Origin of the sequence: Lysinibacillus sp. GJ-1, from assembly GCF_021166035.1 — a bacterium.
Taxonomy (GTDB): Bacteria; Bacillota; Bacilli; order Bacillales_A; family Planococcaceae; genus Lysinibacillus; species Lysinibacillus sphaericus.
Window position 1 is genome coordinate 1475556 of record NZ_CP088912.1, and the last position, 22089, is coordinate 1497644.

The window sequence follows — 22089 nt, forward strand, 5'->3', positions numbered from 1 at the left end:
TTCGTCTATTCCTTTCTTTTTTGGATTTGATTATTGATTTCTTCAATATCGTTTTTTTGCAGTACATATAAAATGCACCATACGATGGAGTAAATGATAATTTCCGCTACAAGCACATACAGTATGCTCGAGTGCTCAAACCAACGCCCAAAATAACCAGCAATCATTACGCAACATGTCACAGCAATAAAATGTGCAATGAGCTGAATAGAAAATGCTAAACGTTCTATTTCAAAGATGAGGGATAGTGAACCTATTACAACACCAAGTATGGCGGCTATGATTATTTGTTCGAAAAGTTCTGCTCCTACTATTGTTGAATGATTCGACATAACACTTATTGTTACTAAAATGTAGGATGAGCTTAGTGAAATCAGTAGTCCAATTATCATCATGCGTAATATTTTCATATTATAATTCCCTCCCTATACCTAATTGGCGTTTTAATTCTTTTAAATATTTTCGGCTAACATGAATGGATACATCATTTTCAAGCAGTAACTCTGTTGTGCCAATTTTACCCATTTGAATAGATGAAATTTTATTGATATTGACGAGCGTCGATTTGCTAACTCTTGCAAAGTCTTTTGCTAATTGGGCTTCTAGCTCATATAACTTGCGTTTGGACTCAAATTCTTGCTCCTCGGTCTGCAAAAAAACTTTTGCCCCTTCAGCAAAAACCGAATAAATATCTGTGATTTTGATTAGATGAATTTCCTGTTGTAAATAGCCATCAAGCATGGTTGTTTGGACTGCTTGTAATTGCTTCATTAATTTTTCAATATGTTCGTTGTATTCTTTGGCATGTATATGAATCTCTGTTTCTTCTAGCGCACTATTAATGGTTAAATGAATTTTCATTAGAGGCCTCCTTTGGTAATCGTATTACCTCATCTCCCGTAAAAGAAAAAGGCATTTATGTACTGAATCAGCTTAATATTAATGTAGCATAGAAATTTTTAACGAAGGCTAAATGTTTAACAAGTGGTAAAAATTAATGACTAACAGGTTTGTTTTATACAATAACGGCAACTAACATCAATTATTTCCAATGCATTTATATTTTTTTGAATATTCAAAATTGTTTCGGTGACAGGCACGTTGAGTAAAAGGCATGAGTAGTAAATTGGGGATGTTCACGTCATAATAGAACTATTCATTCTTGAGGGGTTGCTAGCAATGTTTACATTTTATAAGCAGATGTTCCTAACACTATGTATAGGGTTGTTAGGAGCGCTTTTATTTCAACTTTTACATATTCCGATGCCGTGGTTGTTAGGGGCTATTGCCGCTGTACTTTGCGTGCAGTTATTTACAAACATACAGTTGCGATGGCATCGTTATTTCCGCAATATTGGATTAGTCGTGGCGGGCTACTCCATTGGATTTGCTTTTACTAAAGAAGCCATTCAGGATATTCAACAGTTTTTAGGCAGTATAATTGTGCTAAATATAATTTTTACTATTTTATTTTTTGCCATCAGTTTTTTAGTTGCAAGGCGTACGGATTTAGATTTTTCCACTGCGCTCACATGTTGTGTACCAGGAGGCATGACACAAATTATTGCATTTGCCGAGGAGCAAGGCAATATGAATATGGCTGTCATTACGTTTTATCAGGTATTGCGAGTCCTTTTAATCGTTGGCTTTGTGCCATTAATGGTGACAGGCACTGGTGAAAATCTTGTCATGGTAGATGGAGTCTTTTCTTGGCAGTTGCTAACTTTACTACTTATTTGCGGCTTAGCAGGGTGGCTTGCTCAAAAGGTAAAAATTCCAACGGGCTATATGTTAGGACCGGTATTTTTATTAATGGGGTTGAATATAGCAGAAGTTGCTGTGCCAAAGATGCCATTATCATTGCTGCATATAGCACAGCTAGTAATCGGAATTTATATTGGTCTTTTATTGAAAAAGGAAGATTTACATTTATCAAAGAAGCATGTATTTTATGCTTTTGCGTCAGCAAGTCTTTTTATCGGTGCTGCTTATGTTTTATCTTTTGTGATGAAACATTTGTATAGCCTTGATTTCCGTACAGGATTTTTAAGTATTGTACCAGGAGGACTCGATCAAATGGGCATTATAGCGGCTTCTGTACATGCAAATGTAACTATTGTGACCGCTTTTCAGCTATTTAGGGTATTGATAGTATCTGTCTTTCTTGTCCCATTGGTAAAGGTGTTTGTCAAAAAGGTGAAAGTTCATGATTAGAAGAATAAAAAAGATTGCCCATGCGTTCCCGCGATGAACAATCTTTTGGCCTTAATATTTAAACTGATGAATTAGGTTTTGAAGTGTTTCGGCATTTTTTGTAAGTGTTGTAGCTGCGTTATTAATGTCTTCCATAGAGTAAAGATTTGTCTCGGCAATTTGGGTCACGACTTTTGATTGTTCGCGTGCATCAACCGCAATTTCAGCCATGATTTGGGTAGAGGCATTGGCTTGTTCAATACGTGCATACAGCTCCTCTGCAATACCCGAAACTTCCTGAATTTTATGTGTGACTACCGCTACTTTTGTTGTAATGTTCTCAAATGCGCTATTTGTTGTCCGAACTATTTCTACACTTGAAGCGGCTTCTTTTTCACTTTGTTGCATATAGTCGCTTGCTTCTTTTGCTAATTGTTGCATTGTATGAATAGTCTCGGTAATTTGAGCGGCAGATGTTTTAGATTGCTCGGCTAATTTACGAACTTCCTCTGCGACAACGGCAAAGCCTTTGCCATGTTCTCCAGCACGTGCAGCTTCTATAGATGCATTTAAAGCAAGTAAGTTTGTTTGATCGGCTATAGCATGAATAACCTCTACAATGTCTCCAATTGTATTGGCGTGTTTATCCAATGCTACGATTGAATTGACGCTTTGTAAGACGGCTTCGGTCATAGCATGCATTTGAGTTTGCATAGCATGTGCTGTTTTTTCGCCATGTTTCGCCGTATTAAACGCTTCTGAAGCTTGAGATGAAACTTCCATATTTGTTTCCGTTACAAGCTGAATACCGCCTGCAATATCCTGCATGGCTTCTGCATTTTCATTGGCGCTTTGTTTTTGGGTGCTTGCACCGCTCGCTAATTCTTGCATATTGGCTGTTAGTTGTTCCGTTGTTCTTGTTGTAGAGCCTGCTGTTGCAGAAAGCTCAGCAGATGATGCCGAGACTTCATTGGCTGTTTCATCAACTTGTTGCATCATTTTGCGGAGTGTTGCAAGCATTGCATTAAAGGATGTAGCAAGGTCTCCGATTTCATCTTTCGTTGTTACAACTAACTGTTGCGTTAAATCGCCTTCGCCAGCAGAAATGGTTTCCAACTGCCTATTTAAACGCTTTAAAGGCTTAACAATATTACGCACAAGCAATGTTCCAGCAATGACAGCGATAATTGCTGCAATGATGGCAACAACCGCCATTTTAAGAAGCATTTTTTGTTCGATAGCATTGATTTCAGAGGAGGGAACACCAGCGAAAATCATACCTATCGTTTCTCCATTCGCATTTTGAATGGGTCCATACTGTGTAAAATAAGGTTTGCCAACTACATCAGCTGCTCCTTTGTAAAGGTTTCCTTGTGTAAGCACTGCTTCTGTCACTTTAGGATCGGCAGTTGTGCCAATCGCACGTTGTCCATCAACCTGTATATTCGTGTTAACTCGTGTATCTTGAGCAAAAATAGTAATAGCTGCGTGGGATAATTCTCCTAATTTATCAATTAATGCAGTTTCTTCTGCTATTTTAGCGTCACCTTTGTACAGCTCCCCATTTTTTAAATGCCATTCGCCAGGTAATGCCTGATCTAAATTATAAACACTTAAATCATAGATTTGACTAAGACGTGCTTTATTTTCTGCTTCAATGGTCGTTTTCATTTCGCTTGTATTGACAATACCAACAGCAATTAAAACAAATAAAATAACTGTTACAATCAATAAGCTCATTTTCATTTGCATCGTTAAATTTTTCATAGATTCCCTCCACGTTTTTGTCCACATAAATAGACAGCAAGTATTGCAAAGTAACTTGCTGTAATTGTATGTATTTCAGGAAAACATTGTATTTTTACTAGTATATAATTACTTACGCTATTTGTATATTTCAAAATTAAATATAATTAGTGACATTTAGATTATTTCATTGCTAAATAGTGGAATTTTGCAATGATGGTTGTTCCAGTTGTGGAAATTGAACATTCCCAAATTATATGGAATATGGTATGCTATACCTAACTAATTTGAACGGAGGTGAAAAGGAATGAATTTAAACGCTACGAGAACAGGTGGAAATATAGATATAGCTATTTATTTTACACGTGTTCAAACTTTCGATTTTGCTAACAACGGGATAAGTCTGTCTATTTTTAAGCAAAATCAAATACTAAACGTAGCGAATTAACCATTCTTTTTCACATATATTGAAGAAAAAGACTGCTTGTTAATTGAGCAGTCTTTTTTGTTGTCTAGAGATGTTTTTTCGCGCGTTTCATGGAGGAAAAAACAATGCAAATAAAGGCTGAACAAATACAAAAAATCATCGGTGGAAACGTATTATTTGAAGGATTGCAACTGGAAGTCAATAAAGGGGAACATGTAGCGATTGTTGGTGTGAATGGTAGTGGAAAAACAACTTTACTGCAATTATTAGCAGGGCTCGATACACCTGATGCTGACCGTATTATTAAAAGTAAAGGAGCAACTATTGGCTACTTACACCAAATTCCAAGCTATCCTTTGCTTACTGTTAAAGAAGTACTGGAGGAAGCATTTGTTGACATCTACAAACTGAAGGCAAAAATGACCACACTGGAACAGGCAATGCAAGTGAATAGTACAGACAAAGTGTTACAACAATATGGTCAAGTTCAGGAACAATTTATGCTACAGGGGGGCTATGAAGTCGATGCGCAATTAGCTACTATTGCAAATGGACTGAACATTACATCTTTACTTCCTGTGCCCTTTGCAAGCATAAGCGGTGGCGAAAAAACAAAGGTAATGCTAGGTCAAATGCTTTTAAGTAACCCATCTATTTTACTTTTAGATGAACCAACCAATCATTTAGATATGCAAGCAATTGAGTGGCTTGAACAGTATGTACAACACTTTGCTGGCATTGTCATTGCTGTTTCGCATGATCGTCAATTTATGAATCAAGTAGCGCAAAAAATCATTGAAATTGAGGATGGAGAGGCGTTTACCTATGCAGGAAATTATGATGATTTTACTGCACAGAAAGAAGCGAAAGTTGAACAGCAATTTGCTGAATATGAGGAACAGCAAAAGAAAATTAAGAAGATGCAAGAAGCGATTAAACGTTTAAGACAGTGGGCAAATGAAGCGAACCCACCGAATGCCGCATTGTTTCGCCGTGCTAAAAGTATGGAAAAGGCACTGAATCGTATAGAACGAGTTAAAAAACCTGGCACAAAAAAGAAAATGAATCTCGCCTTAACGATGGCTGAACGTAGTGGGAAAGAAGTGATACAGATGACAGCGATAAGTCATGCATTTGATAAGCCATTATTTAACAATAGTCATCTATCGGTATATTTTGGAGAACGTCTCGCGATTGTAGGCAATAATGGCAGTGGAAAGTCGACCTTATTAAAAATGATGTTAGGGGAGATTGTACCGAATCAAGGAGAGTGTAAAGTAGGTAGTAGTGTAAAAATAGGATATTTATCGCAGCAATTTGACCATGAAAATCCTGCTATTCGTTTAATTGATGCCTTTCGGGAATGTGTATCCGTATCAGAAGCAGAGGCACGTCATTTGTTAGCACAGTTTCTGTTTTATGGATACGATGTCTTTAAGAAAATGAAGGACTTAAGTGGTGGAGAAAAGATGCGTCTGCGTCTCGCACAATTAATGCATGAAGATATTAATTTACTCATTTTAGATGAACCGACTAACCATTTAGATATAGAAGCAAGAGAGGTATTAGAAGACACCCTTGAATCCTTTACAGGTACTATTATTGGTGTATCCCATGACCGCTACTTCTTACAAAAAATCTTTACAAAAATTGCATGGATTGAGCAAGAAACGATTTATGTATATGAAGGGGATTATGAATGGGCAAGAACAAAGCATTCCCTCGTTGAGCAAGTGCCTGAAGTAAAAGTGGATAGCAGCACAAAGACAAAAGATCACAGTGATAAAGAACTCCCAATTGAAGAACAAATTGAAAAAGTAGAATTTAAATTAAAAGAACCTACACTTGCTAAAGAGCAACGTCAAAAATTGGAGCAACAGCTAGAAGCTCTATATGTTAAATGGTTGGAAGGAGGAACAACACATGCATAAGCTCCAAGACATTATGCAGTTAGACATTGACTATATCAATGAGTTTAGTGAGATGGAACGGTGTCCGGAAGGAGTATTTTTTTACAATAAGGAAATGCCTATGTACTATGACGCCAACCATGCACATATATGGAAGAGAGTAGAGCAAGCAGAGACATTTTTAACTAATGTAAAACAATTCTATCTCTCAAAAGGGTTAATTCCGAGAATGTATTTATATAATGTTGAGGAAAATCATCACTGTGTGGAGGCATTATCATCACATGGTTTTCAATATGAGTCTTTTACAGATGACATCCAGTGTTGGAATGGCGAATTTGTTATATTACCGCATAATCCAGCGATTCGCATTGAACGTGTGACAGATGCAAATGTACAAGAAGCATTAGAAGTAGAAATGACTATCTCTACATTTGGTGAGCCTGCTTTAATAAAAAGGGCGTTCGAAAACATGTACTGTTCACCGTATTTTACGTACTATTTATTAAAAATAGATGGTGTTGCTTGCTGTACGGCCAATTTGTTTCTATCTGGTCGTCAAGGTCGAATTGAAAGTGTCGCAACATTAGAAAGCTATCGTGGAAGAGGATTGATTGGTTATGTATTGCAACATATTCAAAAAGAAGCTGTTAAAAATAACTTAGAACATCTTTGGCTATTGCCTATTAATGAGCAAGTCGCTAAAGTATATGAAAAGGCAAATTTTTATTCTTTTGGTAAAATAAAATCAATACATGCATTTACAGAAGGGAAAACTATTCAAGAAATAAGGTCTGCAAAATAAGTAAATTTTTGAAGGTAAATTACTTGAAAAAAAGTGGTATTCGATTTATTGTCTTTAGAGATACTTGTTAAATGGACTTGGAGGATATGGAATGCACGGAATTTATATACGCTACAATGTCTCAGAAAAAAACCAAGAAGCAAAATGGCCCCGAAAAGTGGATGCATTTGCGTATGTTCAACGAGGAAAACCACAACAAGATAATGACAACATGCTTTCAATGGAGGAGCTAAGAAGTCATGCAATCCGATATATTAAAAGTTTAAAAGAAAATGCGAGTGCCCATTTAGTAGAGCAACATAAAGGGGAAATTGAGCATTTCGATCGCCGCTATATGGAGTCGCTAAAAGTCAAAGAAAATATCGATTCACAGCTTATTAATCTTGAAGAAGTTCGCTTATTATTGCAATTGATGAATGTATTGAATTTATCGCATAGTTTTGGTGAAAATGCTGGAAAGCTGTTACGTCAAATTACGCCATATGCAAAAGATATAGAGCATCCTACTTTCCAAACTACGCGAGTTGAGCGTCATTTTTATAGTGAAATGATTGAGCAAATAGAAGCAATATATGCACGTATTATGCGTCAGCACAATCCATCCACGACAGAAATTCAGCAATCAGAAAAATTATGGATTAGCGTTTGTGAGCAAGCAATTGACAAAGTAGAAGCACGCATTGAGCGCTTATCTTCTATTAAATTAAAGCATGAAAAAAATTTATTAGAGTATAGTCAGTTAAAGCAACAAAACATTGAGGCAAAGGAACGATTAGACCACGCTGTCAATGAACTTGATACGATTTTAAATGTACTAGAATCCTAAGCTGCTATATACAAAAAAGGCATGTTGCCAATTAGTGTTCATTGCTAATTGGCAACATGCTTTTATTTTGCATTATTTTTTTCTGCTTCTTCACGCTTCCATTGGCGATAAACTCGTAATAAGTCAAACCCTAGTACAATCACGATAAGATAGAAAATAGGGCTATTATAAGATAAGCCAATTTCGGACTCGCCACCTAATAATGTGAGCACAATCCAAAGACCAACTGTATAAAGTGTTAAACCAGCATATGCTTTTTTGGATAGCTTTTTATATGTACCTTTTGATGACACTAGATTTATACCTACTAGGACAATTAATATAACAAGAATAATTTTCTTCGACAATATTTCTGCTAACGGAGTGGCAGGGAAAAAATCATTGACGAATAGTAAAGTGAAAAAAATGAAAATACAAACATTAATAATTGTTGATCGCTTCATGCAATATCTCCTTCGATGCCTTTATTCTTTTCTATTGTAACATGGTTTGAGTTTGCATGTTTAATCATCCTTCAGCTGAAAATGTAGTGCGAAAAACTCGTGGCGTGACAAAAGAGAAAAAATGTTTTACTCTGCTGTTGTTGTCCGCTACGGCGCCGTACTTTTTGCCTTAGCACCGTAAACTGACAACACTTGTTTTTGTTTTGTTCGTTCTGAATAGGGGTCGTCTCTCTCCGCTAACAACCTTCTAAGGATTATATTTTTTACAAGGAAAGAACTATTTTTGATTATTTAATCTATAAAGAACTGTAGCAAATTGCTCCCTAGTAAGTGGTTTTTGTGGGTTTTGTCCATTTAATAAACCTTGTTCTTGAGTCCATTTCCATCCTGTTTCATGAGCTTTGTTAACAGGTCGCTCTTCTATTCCTAACATTGCATTAATAAATGCTAATTGTTGGAAAATTTTTTGACAGTCAGCTTTTAATTCTTCATATTGTGACACAGTGAAGCCTCCTTTATTGCTAGTGAGTTTATTCAGTTCTTTTTGAATGCTATTTAAAAACGATGCCCATCTTCCTTCATCAAGAATGCGATGTGGACAATATTTACCACTCCAATCTTGATGTTTTCTTACTCTATCAATTTTCCAACCTCGTTCTAGTAAAAGTTGCGCTATAAATTGTGTAGCTAATTTTTCAGCATTTGCATAACGATTACCACCAGATTTAGAATAGCAAATTTCAATACCAATTGATTGCATATTTCCAAATCCTTTACCATCGCCACAATGCCAACCATTACGGTTTAAAGGTAAACCTTGGATTACTTCTTTATCATCGATAGCATAATGGAAGGATACCTGTTGGCTATTACTAATCATATAATTGATTTCGTTTGCTGCTGATGCATCATTAGCTGTATTATGTACCGTTAAAAATTGCGCATTAATCGTATAAGGGCATTTAATCGTATATTTTGAAGGATGTACTAAATGTTGTTTAATATTAATTGTCAATAAAATCATCTCGTTTCGGTTTCACATATGTCAATGCGTTTTGAGAGTCACTAAAATTAGCTGTGGTAGGATCTAAAACGGCATTATAGGTGCTTACTGCCATTAAAGCTAATACGTAGGGATTAGACACGGCATTGATTATTAAGCTCCGTACACTATCCCAAGTAGTTAAATCAGCTCCAGTAATGCCGTAGTAGGCGAATAGTGGGGTAATAATAGATAATCCAAACGTAATCCAAAATTGAGGGTTTCGACTACGTACTTTCCAGTTGATTTTCATATATAATCCTTCCTTTCTTATAAACCAAGCCATTTTAATATTTCAGTGCCTAAAATGGTGAGAGGAATAAGAATCCACCAATTTAGATATTGTTTAATGATTTCGCTAATGGAAATGTTATCTTTTGCAGATTCATATTTTAAATCTTCTTCAATACTGTCTACTCGTTTACCAATACCTTTTACATCATCTTGCAGTTCTACTTGTGACATGTTTAGTTTCGTTAGATTGATATTGATGTTGTTAAATGTTTTATCCATTCGATTTAATTGAATTTGTTGGTATTTATTCATTTCTTGTTGTTGTTCTGAAACGACTGTTAAACGTTGTAATAATTCATGGTTACCTTCTAATTTTGATATTCTTTTTTCGTGATTCTTCATTTCTACTTCTACAGTCGCCAATCGTTCTCCATGTTTTTCAATTTCCATATTCATCACCAACTTTAAAAAATAATAAAAGGATAGTGTGGATTTACAGTCCACAACTATCCCAAAAGAATACTTCTATTGTTTTTCAAGTAATTGAATGTCCTCGAAAATTTCGCAATATCGATTATATAAAGTTGCTTTTTTACCAGTGAACTCTAAATCTAAATTTAACAGTATTTCTTGTAAAACTTGCAGCATGTCTATTTTATCTGCAGTTTCCTCGATAATAAAATCTTCATGAAGTAATGTTAATATTTGACGCTGAACTTCTTTTTCAGCATCTTTACCGAAAATAGGTATTTCAATTTCCTTATTATCAACAATTTCTTTGTTATATAAAACTTCTCCGTTGTCGTCTTTATCGGCATAATCAGCTACTAATTGTTGTCTTTCCTGATTTACTAAATTTAGCTGATCTTCCAATAGTTTGAGAAACCTGGTACGCATGCGTGACTCTTTCCCTTTTAAAATAAGGTTAAATAGAAAAGCATATAACTCACTAATTTCGTAATTTTTAATAATCATCGTTTTTTCTCCTTTTTCCGTTTTACATTATAAATACATAACCTGAAACGCCACCGTTTACCCTAATAATTGTATTTATGTTGTCTACATACAATATTCGCGGTTTTATTGTTGTTAAAATATCTGAATTATCCCAAGTTGGGATTGTAATTTGAGTCGGGATAGATGGTTTTGATACAATTAATATCGTGTCAATTTGACTAACAGCCTTAATATCAATTTCAGTAGGTAACTGGCTGACTTTTTTTGCTATAATCTCGGTATGGATTTCATTTATGTAAGAGACAAAAATTTCTGCATTTAAATCTAAATCTTTTTGTACTCTAATGGCTATACAAGTTGCAACTGCAGGCTTTGATACAACAAGTTCAGTTGCAAGATCACTAATGATATTTGGTTCGATTTCAATCCAAATATCGTCTCGATAGTTTACCGCGATTTCTGCTTCAATCTTTGGTTTAGAAATAGAAATTGTTGAATATAAGTTATGATCTTTAAGAGCTCGTGATGAAATTTCAACAGGAATAGTATCTTTACTTACAAGAATCTCTGTATGTACAATACTTGAAAAAATAGTGTTAATATCAATTTCAGTATTCATATCACTATCCTTATGTGAAGGTATAGTGATTTCTGCTTCTGTGAAAGGCTTATTTACAACTAATTCTATTTCATGCTCTTCATCTTTACTTACGGATGCTGTTATTTCAATTGGAATATTCGGTTTATTAATAGTAATATCTGTAAAAATTGAAGATGTTCTTGCAACTTTAACGCTAATCTCCGTCAAAATCTTGCTTTCATCTGGAATAGCTACTACTAGCTCACTTGGAATTAACGGTTGATTCACTTGTATATCTACGAAAATATCTTCGTCGATAGGTACTTCAGCACGGTGAACGTATAGAGATGTATCATGATCAGAATGTTCAAATGTTGAACCAACTGTGATTTCCGCTTCTTTAACTGAATGCCGCGACGTATAAACAAAAATTTCAGTAATGTGCTGACTTCTACCAAAACTAAATATTGTAGAGTCAAAATAATTTACTACTAGTTCAGGAGGTTGCAGCGATTCTTTTGTTTTAAAGTTAGCGGAGCCATTGGCTATTTCATTCGATACACGAATAATAAAGCCATTATTCACTTGACTAAGGGAGACCCAACTTTTTACGATATCGAACACGTTAAATTCAACGTAACCTGCTTGTTCATTGATAGTGTATTGATTGGTAATTAGTTGAATAGGCGTAGGGCGATTTAAGTGTGTAATACTAGTTTCTGACCATTTACTACCAGAATTTAAAAGTTCCAGTTGAATGCCATTAGGAATACTACCATTGTAGTACAGCCTTACATATGCATTTGTTAAGACAAAAGAAGGATTGATAGAAGAAACGTCAAATTGTACAAAAGATCGCCAAATATCATCATGACCGTGACCTACCAACATAGATGAATAATCACCATAGTTAATCGTTTGATATTCCGTTTTTTCACGAGTAAAAGCGTCTTGAGTAGGGGTGAATACATTCGTAATAATTGGTGGTTGCTGAACTTCATAAATAGCCGACATTCTGTTGTGCGGCGGCACTTCTATTTCGGCCAGTAGGTTATTATATCCAATCGGTTGAATTACTGTTAGTACATCAGCATTTCCTCGGTACATTATGTTTATGTAAGTTTCTTTCGAAGACTCTCTATAGGCACGAGAAATAATTTCCATATGAACGTCGGCATTTTTTTTAGGTCTTGAAATAATTTCTGTATAAATATCAGCGCTGCCAACCGCAATTAAACTATATTTTGCCTTAAAACTATTACTAACGGTAAGAACAGATTCTATGCCCAGCCAATCGTTTTGCAAGGTTTCGCTTTCATCTGTCTGTTGGTATAGGGGAGGGTCCTTCACTATTTCAATATTATTATCTTCGTTCATCTTTTCACTTCCTTATCACATTGTATTGTGATTAGGCTTTATCAGCTCTCACGATAATGTCAAACGATCCATTTGCGTCAGGCGTTGAACCTAATTTTGTTTTTAAGCGAATAAAAAAGGACGTTTCAGCATTATTCGCAAGCATACCACTGAGCTTTAAATCTGAATGAGGTGTAAAAGGTGAATTACTTTGACTAAACTCGACCGTCATATCGCTTGGGAAATTAGTTGTATTTGCAAGTAAGTGCACATTTTTAACATCATATCCATATTGGTTTTTTAGAAATACCTCATGCTCTATAGTCGTTTGTCCTGCTATAATGACACCAAAATCAAGATATTTTAATACTTCTCCAATTTCATTAGAAAAGTATTCACCGTAAACATCTTTAAACATAAGCCCTGTATATGTACCCATAAAGTTTGTGGACCAATAATCGGTAGTACCAAAGGAATCTTGAAACTCTACTTTTAAAGTATTCCAATCATCAATTTTAATGTCCTTACTTCGTATTACTAACTCAATATTTTGAGGAGATTCACCTAGTTGTGTAAAGCTGCCATCAGCAGGGTAGTAGTAGCGATTGTTCAGTATTACCCGATATTGAACGCGTGTTAAGTCATCATCACTTAACATTCCTTTTAAAACATTTCCATTAAAAGCAATATCAATTTTGGCAGTTGTATTCAAAATATATAGACTTGTGTCCTGAATCGTGGATGTATGACGTGGAAGATAATCTTCATATGAAACATTTTCAACAACTGAAACGATGGTATCACGAGGATTGTCTTTTAAGAAGATTCCAATATTTAAGAACTGTTCATTCCATGTTCGCCATTCTGTGTCAGTGATATTGTTTAAGTCTGTATGTTTCATACCATGGGCGATAATAGCTTCTTTACTAGAAGCATCGGCTATGACAAACTTCTTAAGAACCTTATTCCAAACATACCACTTCGAAGTATCCGTCCCAGAGATAAAATAACGAGCTTCATCACGATAGGATTGAGAGAGATCATTCACTAACACTTCATCTAAAGCACCATAGATTCGCTTTGGATTGACCAACTTAATAAACTGAGGTTTAGGTATAGCTTTCATTTCAAGTACTCTCTGTGCAGTCTCAGGCGCTTCATCAGTCCATGTCACAACCTCGAAATCACCCTCTAATTCATCAAGCGGTGACCAATTGGCTTCTAAGATTAAATCAGCATTTGTGACCTCTGGATCGTCAGTGTAGTAAAGTACTTCAACACTATCCCCGAATTCATCGTAAATGTCGAATGGTTCTGTTGTTGTGGAGACGATGATGTCGTCTGTTTTCTCAGTGTAAACTAGTATTTGGGGGAGCTCTGAGATATAGTCATAGACTGAGTATTGGTCGACATCAGTTATGACAATTGAAGAAACTTTATTTTTGTCAGTTGAATATTCCAATATATTTAATGGTTTGTCGGAAAATTCATCTTTTAAAGTGAAGGGTAATGGTACTGCATCCAGAGTTGTTGTGCCATCTAAGTTTACTATTTTTCTTTGCGAGAACTTATAATTGAAGTCAATGACTCTTTTATTGTCAATACCAAAATTAATAAAATCAGATTCTTCTTTTGATGGTAAATTAACTATTTGTTGTTTCACATCATATTCATATAATCTGAAATCTCTAATCATTATATCTCCTGCTGAAGGAAGGTTTATAGTAAGTCTGAAATATCTGTATGATAAATGGTTATCGAATTCATAAGTAACCTTATTATTCCACTCGCTAGAAGCAGGGACAACTTCAAACATCGTATTAAACACATTATCGTCATTTGACCCTTCTAGGATTAATTTGCTAGGTATTACACCTGAACCTCCAATACGGTATCCATGGACATGAAAACCTTGTATGATCTTTTCATTTCCTGTTCCAAAATCAATTTTAAGCCAATGACTAGTGAGGTAAGAAGCATTTGATTGCCATGACCAAGATGTTGTAGTTGTTATATTTTCATTGAAAGCTTTGAAAGCTTCCATACCACGATCACTTGTTAAATAGCTACTAGCACTTGCAACATAAGGAGATGGTGCTGTATTGCTAGTCATATTAGGGGGATATTGTTCTTTAAATTTCTTTTCAAACTCAAAAGTGTAAATTTGGTTATTTGAGCTAAATAAAATTTTACTTTGTTTATCCGAATTAAAAGTCATTCTTTCAGTTTTAGATACGTCTTCTATAGTATTACTATATATTATTCCACTACCTAAAATTTCTTCTTTGTCATACACGTAGTTCATCTTGTCAAAAGGTACATCTAATTGAACCTCCTTTCCTTGCTCAATACCATATAATTGCATGTTTTTAGTTGAGTTGTTAGGCATATGAATTAACGTTTTATCTAATAGAGAATAATAGTTATTTGTTATTGGGTTTTTAAGTATTAGTCTATTAAATGAAAAATACATATCTGCGATATAGCCACTATCATCAATATCAATTGCATCCCAAAGGAAGTCAGGATTATAACTACCATTAGTTAATTTCTCAATCTCAACGTAGTGTAAATCTAATGGGAGATTTAGCTTCTCATAAATAAGAGCTCTGTTAGTAGCAGTTCCTTGAAGCGTGTAGTAATCTTCAATTCCATCAATTGTAATTTTTACTTTCGGCGTGTAGGATGGATAAAGTGATGAAATTATTCTTATCTTAGAACCATAGAATTGAAACTTAATCTTATTTCCTAATATGTTGTTTGCCTGTGTTTTTTGACTACTCCCACTGTATGCAGAGTTTGACCTTGAAGCCCATGTTCCTTCGTAAGTAAAGTTAGTGTCAATATCCTCAATTCTTTTCCATCCACTCTCAGGATTTATTAAAGTCTCTCCAATTATCGCCATAAGATCATTCCTTTCTATATTATTTTCAAAAACCACTCAACATTATTTGCAACTAATGCTGAGTGGTTTTTTGTCTAATTTAGTTGTTAATAACATATCTAGACTTTTAGTGTTACTATCCTGTAGTACATAGCTTTTTTTTACTACTGGTAAGTTTAGTCTACTAACAGAACCTAATCCATAGATAAAGTTTTGTGATGTGGTTGTAGGTATTGTTTGTAATTCTAATCCACTATAGCCATAACAGATCTCTGTAAGTCCTACCCAATTACCTTGGGCACTGGATAATACTTCTAATTTATAATATCTGTAATTTTTATGGTTGTTAAAATCAATTGTCTTCTCCTCATTTGCAACCCATGTTAAATTATCGACACTGAATAACTCTTTAAAATCAACGTTGTTTAATGACCCATAAATCTTAATTGAGGAAGGGGAATAAGAAAACGCATAGAGACTCCCTGTTATTTTTACACTGTTTGCTTTTCTCGCAGAACCGAAGTCAATCTGAATCCATGCTTTATCTCCACTATTGAAGTTCCAACTATTAGCCGATGTTTTTACACCATCAAAAGCTTTCCAAAGATAATATGAACTATAATCACCACTTCCTGTGATTGTAAAAGGAGATGGAGAATTATAAGAGTTCATTTTAATTTCATACCAAGTGTAGATAGGTTTTAATGAATAAATCTTGTTTTTTGATTTTAGCAAAGTACATTCATTTATTAAAAGCTGATCAGTTATAGCAGTATATACTTGATTTATCACATAAGCAGAAGTATCGTATACTTTTGATAAAGCTACTTTATCGCTATGGTCAATTGCAGTTATTTCCACTGTATTTTGTTTCCTATCTGTACCGTCACCACAATAAGGGATAAAATCTATTTTACTTATTTTAATAGGACTATTAAAAGAAATACTAATAGTATCTGTATTACTACTTAACCAATAGTTTTTTTGAGGATATGTTGTAGTAACTGGCTTATCAGTATCAAAAGGAGAATCTACAAAATAGTAACCAGTATAACTGTTTGTTGTGTTTACGTTTCCTGTAATGTTTGTTCCTTGAATATAGAAAGTATTTTCTAATGATTGGTCTTTTAAAGGAAACGTAATGGGATATATATTATCATCTTCATCATAAAAACGAACAGAACCTAATGTGTAGTAAGTACTAGCTTTATTTACTTTAAAAACTATTTTTTTTACTGACATTTCATACCTCTTTATTACTTATTTTTAACACTATGCTCAAAGGTTTTTTATTGCTACTTTTAATGCTTAGGCCATTTAAATCGTTTTGAGCGGTCTGTTGAAAAATATAGTTTTTTGAATGGATAGGTTGATTTAAATTTTGAAATGTAAATATTCCATAGTTATCAAAGATATCCTTTGATAATTCTGTGAACTCAATAATAGTGTTAGTTTTTAAACCAAACACTATCTCACCAATTGCAAGATAGTTTAAACCACCATTGATAGCTGAAACATCTATTTTCATATATCTCGCTTTAATCAAATTAAAATTAAATTCCCTATATTGATTTACTTGCCAATCGATTTGATTTTTAATAGATTTTACGTTTTTAAAATTCACACCATCATTGGAATAGAGAATATCAAAGTCTTTTGGATTTGCGGTTAGATAATCTGAGCTTGCTCCTAGTTTCAATCTGTTTATTCTTTTGACACTACCAAAATCTATTTGAATCCACCCTGTTAAAACACCTAATTGCGTTAACCATTGATCATAGTTTCCAGCAGCATTCATACCATTAAACGCTTTATATGGGTAATATGTTGAATTATAAGATGTACTAGAACTAGCGACTAATGGGGCAGGGGCCGTATTAGAGGTCATTTTTGTCTCATACCATTTTTCTGTTGTTGTTAAAACATAATGCTTCTGGTTGGATTTAAGAATTGTTTTTTTCTTATGCTTTAACTCAAGATACCATTCATGTGAGACTCTTAAACTAGAACCTCGATTAATCTTATATCTACCTTTTTTGAGAATTCCTATCATTACCCAATTAGGATTATCAATGTTAAAAGTTCCGCTGTAGGCAGATAAAACACCTATCTTTCCACCTAATACGCCATTAGTATTATCAAAAACATCTAGCTTACCCCAATACGAAGCACTTGAGTAACCGCAATCCCAAATTCTAACATCGTCATAAAACTCAATATCTAAATAATGATTTGCGTCATACCAATAGGCAAAATTACTACCTATTCTACTGTATGTGCCGGCGAATGGAGCAACTGCAATATTATTTAAACCACCATTAAAAAGATTTTCAGCAGGGTCATATAATACATATCCATGTATTTTATACCCCACTTCTTCAAGAGAGCCTAATAGCGATTCGTGAGGTCTTGAAGCTCCTGCCATTTATCTCACCTCTATATTTATTTTTCTAAGGTCTATATATTTATTTAGATTGATAGTTTTACTGAACACAAAACCTACACCACTTACTTCTAATACATCTTCTTTTTTATTCATCTGAATAGGCTCTAGGGATTGTACTCTTCTATTAAGTGTAGAAGGGAGGTTATTCATGCCTTGTTCCAAAAAACTAGTTGAACTAGGAAGAGTAGAGGAAATAGTTTTCCAATGAGCAAGTGCGCCCAACACCTCATCACCGAACATTTTGAATGAACTGATTAACATCTGTGAGTCACTGTGGTAGCTATTTCCCTTGATTCTATAAATTTTATAGCTATTGTTGTTTGTAAAAGTATAAAAAACTTCATTGCTGTTATTAGGATGAATACCATTGAATAAAGTATAATATGAGACTCCATCGTTTGAGCCTAGTATTGTGAAATTTTTAATACCATAATTAATCCCTGAAATAGCAATTGATGATTGAAGAGAAATTCTATTTACAATCTTACTTTCTTCAAACTCATATTGAAGCCATTGATTATTAGAGTTATTGTTGTCTGCTGAATACCAAAAAGATCTAGACTTAATTTCATCATCAAAAGCACCCCAAGCAGGGTCAGATTCAGAGTTTGCTGAGACTTTTCCTATTGGTGAAGTATTACTAGTCATAATTGGAACAAGATTTGTGTCTTTAGGTTGTGAGTTTACTTTTGGAATAAATTTTTTGTATTGATAATCATGATAAATAAAAGACTTGCTCTCGTGTGATAGAGTCTGTGAACCATCATAGCTTTTAACTCCAAAAGGTAAATCATTAGAATTAGGAAGATATTTAAAAGGTGTTGCACCAAAGTTAGCAGTAACACCTCCGTTTCCACTCAAAGTTCCACTTGATACCACAATGCAGAAATTTGATAGTTTTTTAATATTGTCAAAAGCTATTCCTAAGTTCACTCCATTTTTATAATAAGTAAGAGTACCAGCATCAAAGTCTATGAGGATACCTATAATATCCCCAACAGATAGTGTAGAAGCGTAAGTCGAGGTTAAACCACCATTACTTTTTCTCCCATCAAAGTAATAATAAAAAAAATTATTAGATGAAGTAATTCCACTAGTCATGAGTAAATCTGATGAACCTATCCCTATGCAGTTAATATTTAATGCGTCAACTTTAATTTCACAAAACCATTTTCCGCTAGATTTTGGGTCAGTTGATTTAACTGAGCTATTTTGAAGTATATTGTTGGCAGTTAAATTTCCGTTGCTGAGTGTTGTAACAGAGCCTTTTTCAATTGGATTCCATGTTGTCATTTTCTTTTCACATCCAATCTATTAATACTTAACCATTGGCTACGACTTATTTGCTGTCTATGAATACTACCTGCCTCTAACCATGTTGAATCAATATTCATGTCAAAATTGTAATCTCTTTTTAATGATATTGTGGATTCTGAAGGTTGAAAGAAGTTTAATGCACCAATTCCTGTGTAGCTACTATGGCCATTATTACCATTCCATTTTATCCTATATGACCTGTACCCTTTATTATTGAAGAACTCATATTCTTTGTCAGTATTGTTTGTTGACCAAGATTGATTTGATCTTTGGTCTAGTTCTAACCAAGTGCCATCAATACCATCAGTTGTATTTAAACTGCCTTCTAGCACCCAACTTTTGGGCATAGAATTTAAATAAGCGCCTGCCATACTTCTAATTTTGTATTTATTTATTCTAATTTTATTTTTAAAATAAAAACCTAAAAAACCACCAAGAACTCCACTTTTAGTAATATAGCTTTCTGAGTTATCAATTCCACTAAATGCTTTCCATGCAGGATAACTTGAGCTATATACTGTTTCGGAGAAAGCAAAACCCATTTGTGATGATGTATTAGAAGTTAATTTTGGTACAATATAGTTCCCAACTCTAGATGGAGATTCTAAAACGTATGGGTTAGCCTTAAAATCCCCTTTAGCAATAATAAATTCATCCGACACAAACCCTGCAAGTAAATGAATTCTTACTTGAATGTATGGTTTCATAGCTGACTGGATTGTTCCATCCGTTGCAATAGGTAACCAATCGGACCAATTTACACCGTTAGCTGATACTCTTGTGGACACTGTGAATGAGCTTGAGCCATTCGTCGTGTTTGTTGTAAATATTTTTTCGTAGCGATTAAATCTATCTCCGAGATTAATTACATCAGAAGTCCAACTGCCTTCTGCGGCATAGATTGGGTTTTCATTACTATCAAAATCGATTTGAGTTAATCGTAAATGTCCTGTTGTTTTGTCGATTTCTGTGTTTTTATATGTACCAGATACACCGAGGGCTAGCCCTATTTCTTTTTTCTCTAAATTACCGCCTATTAAAGCCATGAGGGCATCCTCCTTTCTTAATGAATGATACTTTCTTCTTGTCTATCTCCAGTATCAATCGATTCTATCCCGCCTATGAACGTAATAAAGTTTCCATTAATGTTCGTAATAGATTGACTTAAAAACAACACAAGAAATTTAGCTTTCTTATCAGCATTGATACCGCCCATTTTGGCAACCAAGCCTTCGTTTGAGATCATTTCAATAAGCTTTTCTAATGTGTATTTTCCCACAGCTATTGTATAGCTTCGTTCAGTGGATGATTCAAATAGTGAGAACTTGTTGTTAGCTGCTGTAATCTCAAAATCATTGCTTTTGTCAGGTAGTTGCAACCAAAATCGTTTCATTTTCCCTTCTTCCTTTCTATATGAATTATTTAATAATCCAGTTTATTTGACCAACTCGATTGGCTTCTAATGGAGCATAAAACCGTCCTACTTCAATGCCATTTGTTTTGAAAAGCAAATATCCGTTCATTGCTTTAGTTGAAGTAAGCTTTACAGCAATGAAGGCATGCTCGTTAAATGGCAATGTGACAATCGGTTGAAAAAACAGTTGGATATCTTCCATCTTGTAATTTGTTTTATAGCCAAAATGTATCGATTTGATATTCGATCGTTGAACTCCTTGTTGATTACTAAAATCAGTAAAGGCTTCTTTATATGTGATAAGGTCTTTATGCTCGTAATTCGTTGTTAAAGGATAGGTTGTGCCATCTTCTTTCACATATTCAATTTCAATTTTTCTACCATCTATGTTGAAGGAGCCATCTGACATTTCGAAATAAAATTTCATCCTTTGTCCAAACAAACCAAAACGAATGACCTGGTTTCTCTGAATTAAATAAAAATCATTTTTTTTATGCGTAAGTAGGTCATACTCAGCGAAGTTTTTACCATTGGCGTAATCGGCATTCCAATTAAAGGGGATATTGATTGCCTGATAGTTTTCAGTATTGGTGAATAACATATAATACCCATCTCCTTCATTGTATTGAAGTGTTTTATTGATTGCATAAAAACAGGGTAGGGGACTGACCCTTACCCTGAAAACTACTCGTATTGTATTAATTTTTATACGTAACGATAAGAAACACGTTGCATTAGTAGGTTTTTACCTGCAGATGCATCCATTGGAACATCTGCATAAACAGAAATTTTAACGAAGTTACCGCCTGCTAAATCTGCGTTAGTTCCTTCGGCATTCGTAGCATTGGCTAAACCTAAAATTTCTTTAGCCTTCGGTGTTTTATTAATTTTAATTGCAATATATTCTACCGTTCCATCCATAATAGGGTTGCCTTCTACAGTAGGCCATGAAGGTTGTGTAACACCTGTCGTTCCAGCTTTCGTTACTTTATAAATATAATCATTACTTGATGTTGGTTGAACGTATGCATCTAGTGTCATTGCTGTTTCAGCAGACCAAACTTGAGCAGTTGCAGCGTTAATATTTGTAGTAGTACCGTTTGTGCCTAAGTCCTTAGTACCGGATGGATTAAGAGGATTTCCGCCTTTTCCAACAGGTAGGAATCGGGACTCTGATAAACTATCAACACGGACATGGAACCAATTGTTTTTTACAGCTTCTACAACCATTCCATCTGAATCGCCTGTCCCACCGCTTCGATCCCGTGTTGTAAATGTTACTTCTTCCATTTTAGGAGCATCGGTTGCTTGCTCTCGATTGTTCCAAATATAGAATATCTTTGTTTCTGATCGGGATGCAGCATCAACAGTATCGTAGTTCACTGTGTAATTAACTTCTTTTGATAATTCATTAGTACCTTCATACCATGATACGATTGGTTGGTTAGACATAAATAAATTCCTTCTTTCTAGTTCATTTTGTTTTTTTTATATAATAAAAACTCTTTA

The 22089-nt window shown here is 34.5% G+C and carries 21 protein-coding genes and 1 pseudogene; 5 read left to right on the forward strand and 17 right to left on the reverse strand.

Annotation, left to right across the window (positions count from 1 at the left end; translation table 11 throughout):
• Nucleotides 1-5 precede the first annotated feature (5 nt).
• A complete protein-coding gene (locus LO754_RS06875) occupies nt 6-410 on the reverse strand; it encodes a DUF3021 domain-containing protein (RefSeq protein ID WP_025219022.1) in 405 nt (134 codons plus the stop codon).
• A 1-nt stretch (nt 411) separates the two neighbouring features.
• Nucleotides 412-861, reverse strand: coding sequence for a LytTR family DNA-binding domain-containing protein (locus LO754_RS06880; protein WP_231785867.1), 450 nt, complete (start codon nt 859-861; stop codon nt 412-414).
• A gap of 318 nt (nt 862-1179) precedes the next feature.
• On the opposite strand from LO754_RS06880, the gene LO754_RS06885 reads away from it, so the two are divergent.
• Nucleotides 1180-2214: an AbrB family transcriptional regulator gene (locus tag LO754_RS06885; protein WP_229389091.1), complete on the forward strand. Its 1035-nt coding sequence runs from the start codon at nt 1180-1182 to the stop codon at nt 2212-2214.
• A gap of 51 nt (nt 2215-2265) precedes the next feature.
• On the opposite strand, the gene LO754_RS06890 is transcribed toward LO754_RS06885, so the two are convergent.
• On the reverse strand, nt 2266-3960 hold the full coding sequence (locus LO754_RS06890) for a methyl-accepting chemotaxis protein (RefSeq protein ID WP_231785868.1): 1695 nt from the start codon (nt 3958-3960) through the stop codon (nt 2266-2268).
• A 286-nt stretch (nt 3961-4246) separates the two neighbouring features.
• On the opposite strand from LO754_RS06890, the gene LO754_RS23620 reads away from it, so the two are divergent.
• From LO754_RS23620 to LO754_RS06905, 4 genes are all read left to right on the forward strand, one after another.
• Nucleotides 4247-4387 carry an RAxF-45 family protein gene (locus LO754_RS23620; RefSeq protein ID WP_279633374.1) on the forward strand — a complete coding sequence of 47 codons (141 nt, stop codon included), beginning with the start codon at nt 4247-4249 and terminating at the stop codon, nt 4385-4387.
• A gap of 104 nt (nt 4388-4491) precedes the next feature.
• Nucleotides 4492-6297, forward strand: a complete 1806-nt coding sequence (abc-f, locus tag LO754_RS06895; RefSeq protein WP_231785869.1) for a ribosomal protection-like ABC-F family protein — start codon at nt 4492-4494, stop codon at nt 6295-6297.
• The gene (locus LO754_RS06900) at nt 6290-7081 is read left to right on the forward strand and encodes a GNAT family N-acetyltransferase (protein WP_231785870.1); all 792 of its coding nucleotides are present in this window, start codon (nt 6290-6292) and stop codon (nt 7079-7081) included. The genes abc-f and LO754_RS06900 overlap by 8 nt, the downstream gene beginning before the upstream one ends.
• A gap of 91 nt (nt 7082-7172) precedes the next feature.
• On the forward strand, nt 7173-7907 hold the full coding sequence (locus tag LO754_RS06905; RefSeq protein WP_024362365.1) for a hypothetical protein: 735 nt from the start codon (nt 7173-7175) through the stop codon (nt 7905-7907).
• A gap of 62 nt (nt 7908-7969) precedes the next feature.
• On the opposite strand, the gene LO754_RS06910 is transcribed toward LO754_RS06905, so the two are convergent.
• The 14 genes and pseudogenes from LO754_RS06910 to LO754_RS06975 all read right to left on the reverse strand — a co-directional run bounded on the left by LO754_RS06910 (nt 7970) and on the right by LO754_RS06975 (nt 22032).
• A complete protein-coding gene (locus LO754_RS06910) occupies nt 7970-8350 on the reverse strand; it encodes a hypothetical protein (RefSeq protein WP_024362364.1) in 381 nt (126 codons plus the stop codon).
• Between the two features lie 472 nt (nt 8351-8822).
• Nucleotides 8823-9365, reverse strand: a pseudogene (locus LO754_RS06915) (peptidoglycan recognition protein family protein); the annotation flags it as partial.
• Nucleotides 9355-9645, reverse strand: coding sequence for a phage holin family protein (locus LO754_RS06920; protein ID WP_025219028.1), 291 nt, complete (start codon nt 9643-9645; stop codon nt 9355-9357). The gene LO754_RS06920 and the pseudogene LO754_RS06915, both read right to left, overlap by 11 nt.
• A gap of 17 nt (nt 9646-9662) precedes the next feature.
• Nucleotides 9663-10085, reverse strand: coding sequence for a hypothetical protein (locus LO754_RS06925; RefSeq protein WP_231785871.1), 423 nt, complete (start codon nt 10083-10085; stop codon nt 9663-9665).
• A gap of 66 nt (nt 10086-10151) precedes the next feature.
• Nucleotides 10152-10601, reverse strand: a complete 450-nt coding sequence (locus tag LO754_RS06930; protein ID WP_025219030.1) for a hypothetical protein — start codon at nt 10599-10601, stop codon at nt 10152-10154.
• Nucleotides 10602-10623: 22 nt separating this feature from the next.
• Entirely contained in the window at nt 10624-12540 is a 1917-nt protein-coding gene (locus tag LO754_RS06935) for a DNRLRE domain-containing protein (RefSeq protein ID WP_231785872.1), read from the reverse strand.
• Between the two features lie 31 nt (nt 12541-12571).
• Nucleotides 12572-15424: a discoidin domain-containing protein gene (locus LO754_RS06940; protein ID WP_231785873.1), complete on the reverse strand. Its 2853-nt coding sequence runs from the start codon at nt 15422-15424 to the stop codon at nt 12572-12574.
• A gap of 42 nt (nt 15425-15466) precedes the next feature.
• On the reverse strand, nt 15467-16645 hold the full coding sequence (locus LO754_RS06945; RefSeq protein ID WP_231785874.1) for a discoidin domain-containing protein: 1179 nt from the start codon (nt 16643-16645) through the stop codon (nt 15467-15469).
• Nucleotide 16646: 1 nt separating this feature from the next.
• A complete protein-coding gene (locus LO754_RS06950; protein ID WP_231785875.1) occupies nt 16647-17828 on the reverse strand; it encodes a discoidin domain-containing protein in 1182 nt (393 codons plus the stop codon).
• Nucleotides 17829-19142, reverse strand: coding sequence for an SPRY domain-containing protein (locus tag LO754_RS06955; protein WP_231785876.1), 1314 nt, complete (start codon nt 19140-19142; stop codon nt 17829-17831).
• Complete coding sequence (locus tag LO754_RS06960) at nt 19139-20212, reverse strand: hypothetical protein (protein WP_231785877.1); 1074 nt, start codon at nt 20210-20212, stop codon at nt 19139-19141. The genes LO754_RS06955 and LO754_RS06960 overlap by 4 nt, the downstream gene beginning before the upstream one ends.
• Nucleotides 20213-20229: 17 nt before the next feature.
• Nucleotides 20230-20559, reverse strand: a complete 330-nt coding sequence (locus tag LO754_RS06965) for a hypothetical protein (RefSeq protein ID WP_229389118.1) — start codon at nt 20557-20559, stop codon at nt 20230-20232.
• Between the two features lie 25 nt (nt 20560-20584).
• Nucleotides 20585-21181 carry a hypothetical protein gene (locus LO754_RS06970; protein WP_025219038.1) on the reverse strand — a complete coding sequence of 199 codons (597 nt, stop codon included), beginning with the start codon at nt 21179-21181 and terminating at the stop codon, nt 20585-20587.
• Nucleotides 21182-21285: 104 nt separating this feature from the next.
• Nucleotides 21286-22032: a hypothetical protein gene (locus LO754_RS06975; RefSeq protein ID WP_231785878.1), complete on the reverse strand. Its 747-nt coding sequence runs from the start codon at nt 22030-22032 to the stop codon at nt 21286-21288.
• Nucleotides 22033-22089 lie beyond the last annotated feature (57 nt).

What these genes read in the sequence shown, in the direction of transcription:
- LO754_RS06875 (WP_025219022.1), bottom strand. Translation starts at nt 410, where the DNA reads ATGAAAATATTACGCATGATGATAATTGGACTACTGATTTCACTAAGC.
- LO754_RS06880 (WP_231785867.1), bottom strand. Translation starts at nt 861, where the DNA reads ATGAAAATTCATTTAACCATTAATAGTGCGCTAGAAGAAACAGAGATT.
- LO754_RS06885 (WP_229389091.1), top strand. Translation starts at nt 1,180, where the DNA reads ATGTTTACATTTTATAAGCAGATGTTCCTAACACTATGTATAGGGTTG.
- LO754_RS06890 (WP_231785868.1), bottom strand. Translation starts at nt 3,960, where the DNA reads ATGAAAAATTTAACGATGCAAATGAAAATGAGCTTATTGATTGTAACA.
- LO754_RS23620 (WP_279633374.1), top strand. Translation starts at nt 4,247, where the DNA reads ATGAATTTAAACGCTACGAGAACAGGTGGAAATATAGATATAGCTATT.
- abc-f (WP_231785869.1), top strand. Translation starts at nt 4,492, where the DNA reads ATGCAAATAAAGGCTGAACAAATACAAAAAATCATCGGTGGAAACGTA.
- LO754_RS06900 (WP_231785870.1), top strand. Translation starts at nt 6,290, where the DNA reads ATGCATAAGCTCCAAGACATTATGCAGTTAGACATTGACTATATCAAT.
- LO754_RS06905 (WP_024362365.1), top strand. Translation starts at nt 7,173, where the DNA reads ATGCACGGAATTTATATACGCTACAATGTCTCAGAAAAAAACCAAGAA.
- LO754_RS06910 (WP_024362364.1), bottom strand. Translation starts at nt 8,350, where the DNA reads ATGAAGCGATCAACAATTATTAATGTTTGTATTTTCATTTTTTTCACT.
- LO754_RS06920 (WP_025219028.1), bottom strand. Translation starts at nt 9,645, where the DNA reads ATGAAAATCAACTGGAAAGTACGTAGTCGAAACCCTCAATTTTGGATT.
- LO754_RS06930 (WP_025219030.1), bottom strand. Translation starts at nt 10,601, where the DNA reads ATGATTATTAAAAATTACGAAATTAGTGAGTTATATGCTTTTCTATTT.
- LO754_RS06935 (WP_231785872.1), bottom strand. Translation starts at nt 12,540, where the DNA reads ATGAACGAAGATAATAATATTGAAATAGTGAAGGACCCTCCCCTATAC.
- LO754_RS06940 (WP_231785873.1), bottom strand. Translation starts at nt 15,424, where the DNA reads ATGGCGATAATTGGAGAGACTTTAATAAATCCTGAGAGTGGATGGAAA.
- LO754_RS06945 (WP_231785874.1), bottom strand. Translation starts at nt 16,645, where the DNA reads ATGTCAGTAAAAAAAATAGTTTTTAAAGTAAATAAAGCTAGTACTTAC.
- LO754_RS06950 (WP_231785875.1), bottom strand. Translation starts at nt 17,828, where the DNA reads ATGGCAGGAGCTTCAAGACCTCACGAATCGCTATTAGGCTCTCTTGAA.
- LO754_RS06955 (WP_231785876.1), bottom strand. Translation starts at nt 19,142, where the DNA reads ATGACAACATGGAATCCAATTGAAAAAGGCTCTGTTACAACACTCAGC.
- LO754_RS06960 (WP_231785877.1), bottom strand. Translation starts at nt 20,212, where the DNA reads ATGGCTTTAATAGGCGGTAATTTAGAGAAAAAAGAAATAGGGCTAGCC.
- LO754_RS06965 (WP_229389118.1), bottom strand. Translation starts at nt 20,559, where the DNA reads ATGAAACGATTTTGGTTGCAACTACCTGACAAAAGCAATGATTTTGAG.
- LO754_RS06970 (WP_025219038.1), bottom strand. Translation starts at nt 21,181, where the DNA reads ATGTTATTCACCAATACTGAAAACTATCAGGCAATCAATATCCCCTTT.
- LO754_RS06975 (WP_231785878.1), bottom strand. Translation starts at nt 22,032, where the DNA reads ATGTCTAACCAACCAATCGTATCATGGTATGAAGGTACTAATGAATTA.